The sequence below is a fragment of the Streptomyces sp. NPDC001270 genome, assembly GCF_042896695.1.
In the GTDB taxonomy this organism is placed as follows: domain Bacteria; phylum Actinomycetota; class Actinomycetes; order Streptomycetales; family Streptomycetaceae; genus Streptomyces.
Genome location: NZ_JBIAXM010000031.1, coordinates 1 through 13134, shown reverse-complemented (window position 1 = coordinate 13134; position 13134 = coordinate 1). Strand labels below are relative to the sequence as shown.

Here is a 13134-nt window from a genome sequence, read left to right as displayed (position 1 = left end):
GGTTCGGCCGGGGCAGGGCCGGTTCGGCCGGCAGGGGGCCGGGCCGGTTCGCGAAGGGCCCGGTTTCGGCGCACTGTCGGTTCGTGAAGGTTCTCGGTCCGTGTGGCTGTCGGTTTTTGAGAGCCTGGTACTTCAAAGGCTCGGTTTCTGATCCATGGCCGGGCTCCTGCCCGCGATCCGGAGGGGCGCGTGACGGGATGCCCGCGCCACGCGTGATGATGCTGGATACACCGTCACGACCTCGACAGGGACCCACACACATGCGCGTCATTCCGCTCAGCGTCACCCTCCTCGCCGCCGCCCTCACCCTGACCGCCTGCAACGACGGGGGCGGCGCCACGAACGGCAAGGGCGACTCGGCCTGCGCGATCGGCGGGGTGTCCGTGCAGATCGGCTCGGCGAGCGTGGCCCCGGGCGCCGGGGACACCGGCGAGGTGCCCGTGAGCATCACCAACCAGAGCGCTCCGTGCACGCTGGACGACTTCCCCGGCGTCGAACTGGTCACGGGCGGCAGCAAGGTCGCCGTCCCCGTGGCCCAGGACGCGAAGGCGCAGAAGCTGAAGCTCGCCAAGGGGGACTTCGCGTCCTTCACGATCAGCTATGTGCGCGGTGCGGCGGGCGACGGGACCAGTCTGGCGGCGAAGACGGTGGAGATCAGCCTGCCCGGCGCCAAGGACACCGAGAGCTTCCCGTGGTCGTACGGCCCCGTCGCGGGCAAGGGCGGCTCGGACAACACCCCGAACGCCTCCGTCGGCGCCTTCCAGCAGAGCGGCGACTGAGACCGGGAGACGCCGGGGCGGGCGGGCCTGCCCGGGCCGCGCGCGTGGGGGCGTGGCGCGGGCCCGGGGGAGGGAGGAGGTCCGGGGCGCGTGTGGGCACGGAGCGCGCGCCGGCCGGATCCGCCCGCCGACCCGCCTCCGTGGTGGCCGCGCCCGGTCCCCGCCCGCGGCCCCGCGCCTTCCTTCCGGGTACGTACGAGACGTCCGGGCCGCTCACGCGCGCGCCGAACGGGCCGCCTCGTGGAACTCCACGTACTCGACGATCGCGCCGCCGGGGAGCCGCACGGTCACGTTGCGGCCGGTGGGCACCTCGTCGGGTCCGTTGAGGATCTCTCCGCCGTGTTCCTCGGTGATGCGCAGGGCCTCGTCGACGGATTCGACGATCGCGGTGGCATGGGTGGCGCGGAACGGAGCGAGGGCTTCCGCCGTACCCGCGAGCAGCAGGAAACCGCCGATGGCGGCGAGTTCCAGGCCGCGGTGGCTGAACCGCAGCCGTGGCTGCTCCCCGGTGAGCCGGACGAAGACGGGCAGCGCCACGGCCAGATCGTCGACGTGGACACGGGCAAAGGTGGCGAGCACGGCCATGGGCGCTCTCCTAGATCATTTCGATATCTCCGAATCGTCGAAGCAATCCGCACACTACGAGCGTCGCGTGAGTTCGGACGAGGAGGGCCGGTGGGACAGCCTGACGACGCACCGGCGGACGCCGCCGCGGAGCTGGACCTGGCCGTGGTGCTGCACGCCCTGGGTGATCCGGTGCGGCTGGATCTGGTCCGCCGGATGGCCGAGCACGGCGAGAGCGCGTGCAGCCCGGACGGCGTGGACGTGGCCAGGTCGACCCTGTCCAATCACTGGCGGATCCTGCGCGAAGCCGGGATCACCCGCACCCGGCGGGCGGGCAAGGCCCGCCTGATGACGCTGCGCCGCGCCGATCTCGATGCCCGCTTCCCCGGGCTCCTCGCCGCCGCGCTGGGCACAGACGGGCGATGATGCCGGGGACCCGCCGGGTTCCGCCCGGCGGGTCCGGAGACCTGGCCGGTCCGGAGACCTGGCCGGTCCGGGGACCCGGCGCGTCCGGAGACCCCGCCGTGCCCGGCAAGCCCGGCGCGTCCGGCGACCCCGCCGTGCCCGGCAAGCCCGGCGCGTCCGGCGACCCCGCCGTGCTCACTCCAGTCCGGGGCGGGCCGCGACCTGGGCCCGGTCCGCCGCCCGTCGGCCTTCCGTCCAGCCCGCCGCGTCGCTGACGCCGCGCAGGCGGGTCGAGGTCGTGCGCGGGAACATGCGCTCCAGGTGCTCGCTGACCGCGACCTCCCGGGTGGCCAGGACCGGGAGCAGGTCCGGGCCGGCCTGGGTCGCGGCGGCGGCCGTGAGGCGGTCGCCGACGCGGTGGGCGTAGGCCGCGAGGAACGACTGCCGGAAGGTCTTGGTCCGCTTGCGTCCGCCCGCCCGCTGCGCCGCCTCCGCCTTCGCCATCGCGCGTGTGGCCTGCACCAGGAGCGAGGTGTAGAGCAGTTCGACCGCCTCCAGGTCGGCCGCGAAACCGACGACCGTGGAGAAGCCGAGCGACTCGTCCCACACGGCGCGGCAGTGGTTCGCCGTGGCGACCGCGTCCAGCAGCACCGCCTTGACCTGCTCGTACGGCGGCTCGACGCCGATCCGCCAGGCCCCGGGCGCGTCCGGAGCGGGTGCCTCCGCCGCCAGCAGCGCCTCGTCGACGCTGTGCCGGGCCATCAGCTCCTGTGCCTTCGCGCTCAGCGCCTCCGCCTCCTCCGGATACCCGGTCGCCTCCGCCTTGGCGAGCAGCGCGCGGATGCGGGAGAGCATGCGGGCGGCCGGGCGCCCCCGGTCCGGTGCCGCCGTCCCGTGCGGCTCCCCCGCATTCCCCGGTCCCTCCGGAGCGCCCCGACCCCGTGGCGTGCTCGGGGGGTCCGCCAGCGGCTCCAGGGTGGGCAGGCGCAGCAGCAGCCGGTACAGCTCCAGGACGGCGGTGGCATGCGAGAAGCGGTCCGCCTCGCGCGCCGGGGCGGTCGGGAGGGCGGCGAGCTGTGCCGCCCAGCGCGGGCCGCGGGGGCGGTCGGCCGGCGCCTGGGCGCGGATCAGCGCCGCGGTCAGCCGGACGTGCCCGTCCTCCAGGTCGCGCCGCACCAACCGGACGACATCGGCGGGCTGCCAGCCGCGCCGCCATGCCGCCGCCACGAACTCCGCGCCGCGGCGTGCGAGTTCGGCGTCCGCGGCGGGATCGGCCGCGAGGAGGGACGCGCCGGTGTCGAGGCCGGAATCGGTGCCGTCGTAGAGGGCCGCCTGGAAGGCTCGCTCCACGGTGCTGGTCGTACTGCTGCTCACCCGTCGATCGTGCCACGCGCCGCCGACAACGGGGCGCACTGTCCACACCCTGTGGACAACTCCCTTCGCCGGGCCGCCGGCTCACCTCGCGGCCACCCGGAAAGCCGGAAGCGGAACCCGCAGGGGGCCGAACAGACCTCAACAGAACCCGGAGCACTGTCAACTCACGGTTGACGCCCTGCGGTCGTCAACCTAAGGTTGACACATGACGACCCAACCCGAGGGCAACACGTCCATCCGCCTCGACGACCTCATCGACGCCATCAAGAAGGTGCACAGCGAACCTCTTGACCAACTCCAGGACGCGGTGATCGCCGCCGACCACCTGGGCGACGTGGCGGACCACCTGATCGGCCACTTCGTCGACCAGGCGCGGCGCTCGGGCGCCTCCTGGACCGACATCGGCAGGAGCATGGGGGTCACCCGGCAGGCGGCACAGAAGCGCTTCGTACCGAAGGAGTCGGCCGACCTCGACCCCAACCAGGGCTTCAGCCGCTACACCGTGCGCGCCCGGAACGTGGTGATGGCCGCCCACGCCAAGGCCAAGGAATCCGGCAACACCGAGGGTCTGCCCGAACACCTCGTCCTCGGGCTGCTCACCGAGCCGGACGCCCTCGCCGCGAAGGCGATCACCGCGCAGGGCGTGTCGCTGGAGGAGGTCGGCGCGGCGGCGGGCGCGGCACTCCCGCCGGCCGCCGACCGGACACCCGAACTGGTCCCCTACAGCGCGGGCGCCAAGAAGGTCCTGGAACTCACCTTCCGCGAGGCCCTGCGCCTCGGCCACAACTACATCGGCACCGAGCACATCCTGCTGGCCCTGCTGGAGCACGAGAACGGCCAGGGCGTGCTCAACGGCCTCGGCATCACCAAGGAGACGAGCGAGCAGTACATCGCCAAGGTGCTGGAGGTGCTGGTTCGGCAACGGGAAGAGCTCCGGGACGTGCTACAGACCGAACCGGACCAGCCGAACCAGAAGGACCAGCCGGACCAGAAGGACCAGAAGGACCAGAAGGACGACTGAAACCGCAGGTCACGGCGGATTGTCAGACCTGCCTGCCACACTCTGCGACATGGCCGACCGGTGGGCACTCGCTCCGGCCGAGGACGGAGGCGTGGACGTCGCCCCCCTCGGCCCGGACGGGCTGCCCGCCGGTCCGGTCCGGCGGGAGCCAGATCTCGCCGGGGCGGTGCGGGACCGGCCGGAGGTGACGCGCTGGGTGTGGCGGTCGACCCCCGAGGTGTATCCCCGTCTGCTCGCCACGGGGGTGCGAGTGGACAGGTGCTACGACATCGAGGACGCCGAAACACTCCTGCTGGGCCATGAGGGGCGGCACGGCGAGCCACGCTCGGCGGCCGCCGCCCTGGCCCGGCTGCGCGGCGGTCCCGTACCGCCCGATCCGCCCCTGCGCCCGGCCGAACCCGGCGCGCAGTCACCGCTGTTCGAGCCGCAGGGCGCCCGCCTGTCGCTCGACGACCTGCTCGCGGTCTACGGCGACCAGCAGCGCCGGCACACCAGGACGGCCCACCCCGACCGGATGCGGCTGCTGACGGCGGCCGAGTCGGCCGGGATGCTGGTCGCCGCCGAGATGAACCACGCGGGTCTGCCCTGGCGGGCGGACGTGCACCGCGAGGTGCTGGACGGCCTGCTCGGCGAGCGGTATCCGGGCGGGGGTGAACCGCGCCGGCTGGCCGAGCTGGCGGACGAGGTGTCGGCCGCCTTCGGCCGGCGGGTGCGGCCCGATCTGCCCGCCGACGTGCTCAAGGCGTTCGCGCAGGCCGGGATCAAGGTGAAGTCCACCCGCCGCTGGGAGATCGAGTCCGTCGACCACCCGGCGGTCGCACCGCTGCTGGAGTACAAGAAGCTGTACCGCGTCTGGGTGGCGCACGGCTGGACGTGGTTGCAGGACTGGGTGCGGGAAGGGCGGTTCCGGCCCGAGTTCCTGGCGGGCGGGACGGTCACCGGGCGCTGGGTGACCCATGGCGGGGGCGCGCTCCAGATCCCCAAGGTGATCCGGCGGGCGGTGGTCGCCGACCCCGGCTGGCGGCTCGTCGTGGCCGACGCCGACCAGATGGAACCGCGCGTGCTGGCCGCGATCTCCCGCGATCCCGGCCTGATGGAGGTGGCCGGGCGCCCGGCCGATCTGTACCAGTCCGTCTCCGACCACGCCTTCTCCGGCGACCGCGAACAGGCCAAGTTCGCCGTGCTCGGCGCGGTCTACGGCCAGACCTCCGGCGACGGCCTGAAGAACCTCGCCGCACTCAGACGCCGCTTCCCCCGGGCGGTGGCGTACGTCGACGAGGCGGCCCGGGCCGGTGAGGAGGGCCGGCTGGTGCGGACCTGGCTGGGCCGGACCTGCCCGCCGGCGGCTGGGGCCGGGGCCGCCGAGGAGGCGGGTCTCCCCCAGGACGACGACCCGGGCGAGCGGGCCGACGAGGGCTGGGTGCCCGGGTACGCCTCCACCAACGCGCGCGCCCGGGGCCGGTTCACGCGCAATTTCGTCGTCCAGGGCAGTGCCGCCGACTGGGCCCTGCTGCTGCTCGCGGCGCTCCGCAGAACCTGCGCGGACCTGGCTGCCGAACTGGTGTTCTTCCAGCATGACGAGGTGATCGTGCACTGTCCGCAGGAGGAGGCCGACACCGTCGTCGCGGCGATCGCGGAGGCGGCGGAGCTGGCGGGGAAGCTGACGTTCGGCGAGACCCCGGTGCGGTTTCCGTTCACGACGGCCGTGGTGGAGTGCTACGCGGACGCCAAGTGAGCGGGGACCCGGCACCCGTCACCTGGCACCCGGCACCCGGCACCCGGCACCCGGCAGACGTCAGACGACTGGCGGGCGCCCCAGCCGGGTCAGCCGCCACACCGTCCGCCAGCGCATGGGCCGACGCTCGCCGGCCGGTTGCCGCACCCCCTCGACGAACCCGCCGAACCAGGCCCGTAGCCCGCCCACCGACCGGGTGCGGACGAGGGTGAGCAGTATCCACACCGCGAGGTGGACCGGGATCAGTACGAGGGGCAGCCGGCGCCGGACCAGCCAGACCCGGTTGCGGGCGGTCACCCGGTGGTAGATGGCGTGCCGGGCGGGTGAGGTCCTGGGGTGCCGCAGGAGCAGTTCGGGCGCGTAGAGGATCTTCCAGTCGGCATCGGCGGCCCGCCACGCCAGGTCCGTCTCCTCGTGCGCGAAGAAGAACTCGGCGGGCCAGTCCCCGGTCTGGGCCAGCATCGCCATGCTCAGGGCGTGCGCGCCGCCGAGGAAGCCGGTGACGTAGCCGCCGCGCAGCGGATCGGAGGTGCCGATCCGGGGCACGTGCCGCTGCTGGGTCTCCCCCTTCTCATCGGCGATGCGGAAGGCGACGATGCCCAGCCGGGGGTCGGCGGCGTACAGGTCCCGCACGCGGCGCAGCACATCGGCGTCGACGAGCAGCCCGTCGTCGTCCAGTTCGACGACCACGTCGGTGTCGCCGTACTCCCGCAGCCGGGCGAGCGCGACGTTGCGGCCTCCCGGGCAGCCCAGGTTCTCCTCGACGTCCACGGCGGTGACCTCGCCGGGCAGGGAGAGCCGCCGGGCGAACTCGGGCAACCGGCACCCGTTTCCGACGATCACGATCCGGGCGGGGGCGAGGTCCTGCTTGGCCACGGATTCCAGCAGGGCATCGACCTCGGCGGGACGGTTCCCCATGGTCACCACGGCGATGGCGATCCTCGGCTCCACCACGTCTCTCACCCCATCCGGCCGACGGCGGCGGCCACGCCCGGCCGCGCGGCGCCCACCGTTCACCAAGATGTTGCCTCAGATCCCCCGATCTCTCTGACCCCGCTTCACTTTCCCGCCCTTTTGCTCCGCCTTTGCTGCTGATTTTCCGGCCGGGACCCGGCGGCCTTGCCGGCCCTGTCGGCCCCCGTCGGCTCTGCCGGCCCGTCGGCCCCATCAGCCCGGCCGGAACATTCCGACACCCGGCCGGCAGACCCGCGCGCGGATCAGGAGACGGCTGGCCCCCGCAGCGAGGTGGTGAGCAGCTCGATCATGCGGCTGTAGCGGGCGGGGAAGTCGACGTGGGCGGCGAGGAGCGCGGGGTCCTCCACGGCGGCGGCGACGGTGGGTCCGGGATGGGCGAGCGGCCACAGTCCCGCGATCAGTACGTTGGTGGCCGAGGCCAGTTCCTTCGCGGCCGCCCGGTCCAGGCCCGGGACGCGGGCGTGGATGATGTCGGCGAGCCGGTCGTTGTTGGCCAGCGCGTTGCGCTTGTAGGCACGGACCGTCTCCACCGAGACCGTCCGCTCCAGCACGCTGGCCAGCACGCTCGCCAGCTCGCACAGCACCGGCCGGGCGGCGAGCGAGGCGGCGTACGCGTCGGCGAACCGGCGGGCCGCTGCGGCCGGCCCGTCGTCCTCCGCACCGGCGGGCGCGAGGTCCGCCGGGAGCGAGTCCAGCCAGGCGCGGTACTGCCGGTTGAGGAGTTCCAGGAACACCGCCTCGCGGTTCTCGAAGTACCGCAGCACGTTCGAGGTGGCGATCCCCGCCTCCCGGCCGATGTCGCGCAGCGTGATGTCGGCGACCTGTGCCTTGCCCAGCAGGCGCCCGGCCGCGTCCAGGATCGACTGCCTGCGCAGTTCCCGGTTCTCCGGGCTGCGCGCGCGGATGAACCCCTGCCCGGTCTCGCTCATGGCCCTCTCTCCACCGCCCCCCGGCTGCGCCGCTCGCCGTGTCACTGCGGCCAGGATACCGGCCCCCCTCGATAAGCGAACGGCGTTCTGTTACAGTCGGATCGTAAGAGAACGTCGTTCGGCTAAATGGCCGGGCCGGTTTGGGAGGACATCGTGATCACGTACGACAAGCTGCTCGTGGGCGGGGTCTGGACCACCCCCGCCACCACCGACGTCCTGCGGGTGCGCTCCCCGCACGACCAGTCCCCGGTCGGTGCGGTGCCGGAGGCGTCCCGCGCCGACGTCGACCGCGCGGTGGCCGCGGCCCGCGCGGCCTTCGACCACGGGCCCTGGCCGCGGCTCTCACCCGAGGAGCGCCGGCGGGTGGTCGCGCGCTTCAACAAGCTGCACTCCGCGCGCGCCGACGAGCTGGCCGCGCTCATCACCTCGGAGAACGGCTCGGCCACGTGGTTCACCACCTGGATGCAGCACAGCCTGAAGGACTTCGTGGACGACTTCATCGAGGTCGCGACGGGCTTCGACTGGGAGACCGACCTGCCCGCCCAGGACGGTCACCGCACCGTGGTGCGCCGCGCCCCCGTGGGGGTCGTCGCGGCGGTGATCCCGTGGAACGCGCCGCACCAGTCCGCCCTGGTCAAGATCATTCCGGCGCTGCTGGCCGGTTGCCCGGTCATCCTCAAGCCGTCGCCCGAGACCGCTGTGGACGGTCTGCTGCTCGGGGAGATCCTGGCCGCTGCGGGGTTCCCCGAGGGCGTGGTCAGCGTGCTGCCCGCCGACCGCGAGGTCAGCGAGTACCTGATCGGACACCCCGGCATCGACAAGGTCGCCTTCACCGGCTCGACCGCGGCAGGCCGCCGTATCGCCGCCGTCGCCGGCGAGCAGTTCAAGCGCGTCAGCCTGGAGCTGGGCGGCAAGTCGGCGTCCATCGTCCTGCCGGACGCGGACGTGGCCCGGGTCGCGGCGGGCCTGAAGGGCCTGTCGCTGGGCAACAACGGCGAGGCGTGCGTCGCCCACACCCGCATCCTGGCCCCGCGCAGCCGCTACGACGAGGTCGTCGACGCCGTCGCCACGATGATGAGCGGCCTCACCGTGGGCGACCCCTCGGACCCCGGCACCTGGATCGGCCCCATGGTCAAGCAGGCACAGCAGCAGCGCATCCAGTCCTCCATCGAGGCCGGCCTCGCCGAGGGCGCCCGCGTGGTGGTCGGCGGCCCCGGCGCACCGGACACCCCGGGCCTGGAGAAGGGCTTCTACGTACGCCCGACCCTCTTCGCCGACGTCGCCAACTCCATGAAGATCGCCCAGGAGGAGATCTTCGGCCCGGTCCTGGCGGTCATCCCGTTCGACACCGAGGACGAGGCCGTCGCCCTCGCCAACGACTCCGCCTACGGCCTGTCCGGCGGCGTGTGGACCGCCGACCCGGAGCACGGCCTCGACGTGGCCCGCCGCATCCGCACGGGCACGTTCTCCGTCAACGGCGCGTCCCGCGACATGCGCGCCCCCTTCGGCGGCTTCAAGGCCAGCGGCTTCGGCCGCGAGTACGGCGCGGTGGGGCTGAGCGCCTACACCGAGTACCAGTCCATCGCCGTGTGACCGACGGCCACTGCCACCGGCCGCCGGCTCCCAGCCCCTGGCCCCGGCCGCCTACCGGCTACCGGCTACCGGCTACCGGCTACCGGCTACCGGCTACCGGCTACCGGCTACCGGCTACCGGCTACCGGCTACCGGCTACCGGCCGGCGTACGCCGTGAGAACCGGCTGGAAGAAGCCCGTCTCCTCGGGCATCCGCCACACGGGGTCCACGAATCCGGCGGCGGTCACGAGACCGGCCAGCCGGTCCCGTCCGAGGGCCCAGTAGACGGTCCGGCGGACCCGGACGCGCCACTCGCCGTCCGCCGGCAGCAGTTGGAAGTGCTCCACGTCGTAGTGCTCGCCGTCGTCGTGCCAGTGCCAGAGCTGGAAGGTGACGGTCCGCTCTCCCCCGTCCACGGGCTGGTGGAGTTGCGGGGGCGCCGAAGCGGGACGGGTGCGCAGCAGGTCGTCGTAGGGGCGGGTACTGATCACCAGCCGGCCGTCGGTACGCAGCACGCGGCGCATCTCCGCCAGAGCGGCGCCGATGTCCTGCTCCGTCAGAAGATGCGGCAGGGCGTTGTCGGCGCAGACCACGGCGTCGAACCGGGCGTCGGTGAAAGGGAGCTGCCGCATGTCGGCCGCGGCCGTGCGCAGCGTGACATCCCGCCGGGCGGCCTCTCGGGCCGCGCGGGCAGCGGCGCGGGGGCTCAGGTCCGTCCCGGTGACCTGGTGCCCGCGCAGCGCGAGACCGATGGCCTGGGTGCCGATACCGCAGGAGCAGTCGAGCACCGCCGCACCGTCCCGGCCCAGCAGGGCGTGCAGGGCGTTCCCCTGCCGTCGGACGCCCGCGTCCCAGTCCGCGTAGATCAGGTGATAGTCGTCGGCGAGTTCGTCGTAGAAGCGTGCCACCGGATTCTCGGACATGGCCCGAGGCTACGGCCGTCGGCCGGTTCCCCGAAGACGTCCCGCGCAGGTAACCGGCGAAGGCCCGGTTCCGCGAAGCGGCCGGCGAAGGCATCCGGCGGCGTCGGCGGGGACGGTCCGCGAACGCCCCGGATCGTGCACTCGTCCGACGTTCCGCCGGAGTGGATCACTCAACTCAATCACAGGGAAACAAAAGCACCCGCACATGACCGACCAGCACGCTCTGGGTTGTCAGCCATAGACCACCCGACCACCCGACCGAGGAGCGTCCTCATGAACGACAACGACCCGACACGCCACTCGCCCGCTGGAGCGCCTCTGGCGACCGCGGCTCCGCGGGCGCGCCGAGGCGGTGCGCCGCGCGTGCTGTCGAAGAAGAAAGGCGCGTGGATCGTGGCCGCCGGGCTCACCTGCGCGCTGGCCGGTGTCGCCGGCATCAGCACGTCGGCCGCGGCGGCCACCCCGACCGCGGCGACGGTGCTGCCGTCCGGCACGCCGACCGATGGCGGTTCCCGGTCCGACCCGTCCGACGGGGGCGCGACCGGCATCGTCGGCTCCACCTCCGACTCCGGCTTCACCTTCGCGACGGCCACGGGTGTGGAGGTGACCGTCGACGAGACGTCCACGACCACCTACGCGAAGAAGAACCGCGCCGCCTCCGCGAAGATCGTGAAGGAGGGCGAGAGCGTCCTCGTCCTGGGCCTGGTCGACAGCGCGACCATCACGGCCACGCACGTCGTCGTCCAGCCCGGCGGCGACGGCGGCGCCGCGGCGGCCGAGGCGGCCGGCGTGATCGCCTTCCAGCAGGGCACCCCCTCCCCCGACAAGTCGGTCGGCCAGATCCCCGACTACACCGAGGGAGAAGGCACGATCGTCAACGGCACCACGGCGTACAAGGCCACCAAGGCCGCCCAGGCCCTCGTACCCGGAGGCATCGCCGACCGCGTGGTGCAGCTCAGCAACGGCGAGTACGAAGTGCACAACATCAGCATCAACTGGCCGCACCACGTCTTCGTCAGCAAGGACTTCAAGGTCCTCGGCTACAACTGACCGAGCGGCGCCGGCCGCGTCCGCCTGCCTTGGCTCGGTGCCCCTGGTGAGGTGCCGCCAGGGGCGACCGGGCGTCACAGCACCGGCGGGCCCTGCTCGATGCGGCGCAACACCGGTGTGAGCCGGTCGAGTGAGTCGCTGGTCTGGATCTGCCGCTCGTCCCACCAGGTGGCGCCCGCCTCGGCCAACGGGCCGATCAGAGCACGGGCCCTGGCGGTGTCTCCGCCCGGCGTGGCACCGCCCAGGACGATCTCGAAGGGCGCGCCGGGCTCGTCCTCGCGCTGTGTGCGAACGTATGCAACCAGGTCACGGACCTGATCGACAGGCGGCACATGGCCGTGCCGGGCGTCCGTGAACAGCGGCACCACGCCGTCCCAGCGAGCGGCCCGGCGCATGGGCGGGCGGTTCGGCCAGAAGCCGGCGACCCAGACCGGCGGCCGGGGACGTTGCACGGTGGCGGGCGGCAGCGTCACGTCCCGTACCCGGTAGTGCCGTCCGTCGTGACTCACCGGATCGCCCGACCAGTAACGCCGCAGCAGGTCCAGGCCCTCGTCCAGCCGCTCGGCCAGGACCTTGGGGTCCGTGGTGTCTCCAAAACTCGCGTACTCGTCCTCGATGGGCCCGCCCAGCCCCGCGCCGAAGGTGACCCGACCACCGCTCACGGCGTCCAGGGTCGCCACCTGCCGGGCGAGTTGCTCAGGACGCCGCCGGGCGACCGGAGTGACCAGCGTGCCCAGCCTGATCCGGGAGGTCGCCAGCGCGGCGGCCGTCAGCAGCATCCAGGGATCGCCGAAGGGCCTGCCCGCGTGCTTGCGATGCAGTACGTGATCCCAGACGAACAGCCCGTCCCACCCGGACTCTTCCGCTGCCGCTGCCACCTTCGCCACGGTCCTGGGGTCGGCGAAGTCACCGAAGTTCGGGATGTTGACGGAGAAGCGCATCCCCGCATCCTTCTGCACGGCGGCGGGACGGGCAACCGATCAGCTGGTCCGCCGAGGGTTGCTCGACCGGGTTGCTCGACGATCACGGGAGCGTGCTGCGGGGTTCAGGCGGCCGCCTGAACCCCGCAGCACGTGTTGCACGCCACCCGGCGTGTCACCACGACCACGCCCGCCGTGTGTTTGCCGGGGGCCGTGTCGACCCTTGCGTGGGTGGCGCAGACGGCCAGACCGCAGAAGGAGCAGATTCCGATGGCGGACCTGGCTCCCGCCCCTGTCCGGGCGCAGTCGTAGCAGTTCATCTCTACCTCCTGTTGGGGTGGGGGCCGCTGGGGATCCGGGCGCGTCCCGGTTCAGCGGCGCCGTTCCTTGACCGCCGCCTCCAGACGGCTGCCGAGGTCCGAATCCGCCTGGCGGAAGTTGTCCACCGCCCGCCTGACGATGTCGTCGCGGTCGGCCGAGACGCCTCCGATGGCGTTCGCCAGGTTGTCGATCAGGCGTTCCTGCTCGGCCTCGGACATCAGGCGGTAGAGGTTGCCCGCCTGCACGAAGTCGTCGTCCTCGGCGTGCGCGGGTGCCTCGTGGGTGCCCGTACCGCCGGACACCGCCGTGGACTGCCACAGCGGACGGTCGGTCTGGGCCGGGCCGCCGAAGCTGTTCGGCTCGTAGTTCTTCGCGCCCTTGTGACGGCCGTCGTACAGGTGGCCGTCCCGGGAGTAGGTGCGCGCCTCGGCGGCGTGCGGGCGGTTCACCGGGAGGTGGTCGGCGTTGATGCCGACGCGGTAGCGGTGGGCGTCACCGTAGGCGAAGAGGCGGCCCTGGAGCATCTTGTCCGGGGACGGACCGATGCCGGGCACGAAGTGCGCCG

13 protein-coding genes are annotated in these 13134 nt (G+C 72.9%); 6 read left to right on the top strand and 7 right to left on the bottom strand.

What is annotated here, in order from left to right; all coding sequences use genetic code 11:
• Positions 1-260 precede the first annotated feature (260 nt).
• Complete coding sequence (locus ACFY2B_RS36065; protein WP_390767266.1) at positions 261-779, top strand: DUF4232 domain-containing protein; 519 nt, start codon at positions 261-263, stop codon at positions 777-779.
• Between the two features lie 213 nt (positions 780-992).
• Here ACFY2B_RS36065 and ACFY2B_RS36060 read toward each other — a convergent pair whose 3' ends face one another.
• A complete protein-coding gene (locus ACFY2B_RS36060; RefSeq protein WP_390767265.1) occupies positions 993-1364 on the bottom strand; it encodes a VOC family protein in 372 nt (123 codons plus the stop codon).
• A 90-nt stretch (positions 1365-1454) separates the two neighbouring features.
• Between ACFY2B_RS36060 and ACFY2B_RS36055 the strand changes: the two genes are divergently transcribed.
• Positions 1455-1769 carry an ArsR/SmtB family transcription factor gene (locus tag ACFY2B_RS36055; protein ID WP_390767264.1) on the top strand — a complete coding sequence of 105 codons (315 nt, stop codon included), beginning with the start codon at positions 1455-1457 and terminating at the stop codon, positions 1767-1769.
• A gap of 174 nt (positions 1770-1943) precedes the next feature.
• Here the strand turns inward: ACFY2B_RS36055 and ACFY2B_RS36050 are convergent, their stop codons facing one another.
• Entirely contained in the window at positions 1944-3122 is a 1179-nt protein-coding gene (locus tag ACFY2B_RS36050) for a DUF2786 domain-containing protein (RefSeq protein WP_390767263.1), read from the bottom strand.
• A 205-nt stretch (positions 3123-3327) separates the two neighbouring features.
• Here ACFY2B_RS36050 and ACFY2B_RS36045 point away from each other — a divergent pair, with 205 nt between their 5' ends.
• Positions 3328-4143 (top strand): Clp protease N-terminal domain-containing protein, encoded by an 816-nt coding sequence (locus tag ACFY2B_RS36045; protein WP_390767262.1) that lies wholly within the window; start codon positions 3328-3330, stop codon positions 4141-4143.
• Between the two features lie 49 nt (positions 4144-4192).
• Entirely contained in the window at positions 4193-5878 is a 1686-nt protein-coding gene (locus tag ACFY2B_RS36040) for a bifunctional 3'-5' exonuclease/DNA polymerase (protein ID WP_390767261.1), read from the top strand.
• 60 nt (positions 5879-5938) lie between these two features.
• Here the strand turns inward: ACFY2B_RS36040 and ACFY2B_RS36035 are convergent, their stop codons facing one another.
• Both ACFY2B_RS36035 and ACFY2B_RS36030 read right to left on the bottom strand, forming a co-directional pair.
• Positions 5939-6832 carry a glycosyltransferase family 2 protein gene (locus ACFY2B_RS36035; RefSeq protein ID WP_390767260.1) on the bottom strand — a complete coding sequence of 298 codons (894 nt, stop codon included), beginning with the start codon at positions 6830-6832 and terminating at the stop codon, positions 5939-5941.
• A 263-nt stretch (positions 6833-7095) separates the two neighbouring features.
• The gene (locus tag ACFY2B_RS36030; RefSeq protein ID WP_390767259.1) at positions 7096-7782 is read right to left on the bottom strand and encodes a TetR/AcrR family transcriptional regulator; all 687 of its coding nucleotides are present in this window, start codon (positions 7780-7782) and stop codon (positions 7096-7098) included.
• A gap of 153 nt (positions 7783-7935) precedes the next feature.
• On the opposite strand from ACFY2B_RS36030, the gene ACFY2B_RS36025 reads away from it, so the two are divergent.
• Positions 7936-9375, top strand: coding sequence for an aldehyde dehydrogenase (locus ACFY2B_RS36025; protein WP_390767258.1), 1440 nt, complete (start codon positions 7936-7938; stop codon positions 9373-9375).
• 135 nt (positions 9376-9510) lie between these two features.
• On the opposite strand, the gene ACFY2B_RS36020 is transcribed toward ACFY2B_RS36025, so the two are convergent.
• Positions 9511-10278: a class I SAM-dependent methyltransferase gene (locus tag ACFY2B_RS36020; RefSeq protein WP_390767257.1), complete on the bottom strand. Its 768-nt coding sequence runs from the start codon at positions 10276-10278 to the stop codon at positions 9511-9513.
• Positions 10279-10551: 273 nt separating this feature from the next.
• On the opposite strand from ACFY2B_RS36020, the gene ACFY2B_RS36015 reads away from it, so the two are divergent.
• On the top strand, positions 10552-11328 hold the full coding sequence (locus ACFY2B_RS36015) for a hypothetical protein (protein ID WP_390767256.1): 777 nt from the start codon (positions 10552-10554) through the stop codon (positions 11326-11328).
• A gap of 74 nt (positions 11329-11402) precedes the next feature.
• Here the strand turns inward: ACFY2B_RS36015 and ACFY2B_RS36010 are convergent, their stop codons facing one another.
• A complete protein-coding gene (locus tag ACFY2B_RS36010) occupies positions 11403-12269 on the bottom strand; it encodes an LLM class flavin-dependent oxidoreductase (protein WP_390767255.1) in 867 nt (288 codons plus the stop codon).
• A gap of 350 nt (positions 12270-12619) precedes the next feature.
• Positions 12620-13134, bottom strand: a 515-nt coding sequence (locus tag ACFY2B_RS36005) for a catalase (protein WP_390767254.1), incomplete at its 5' end; no start/stop codon positions are given.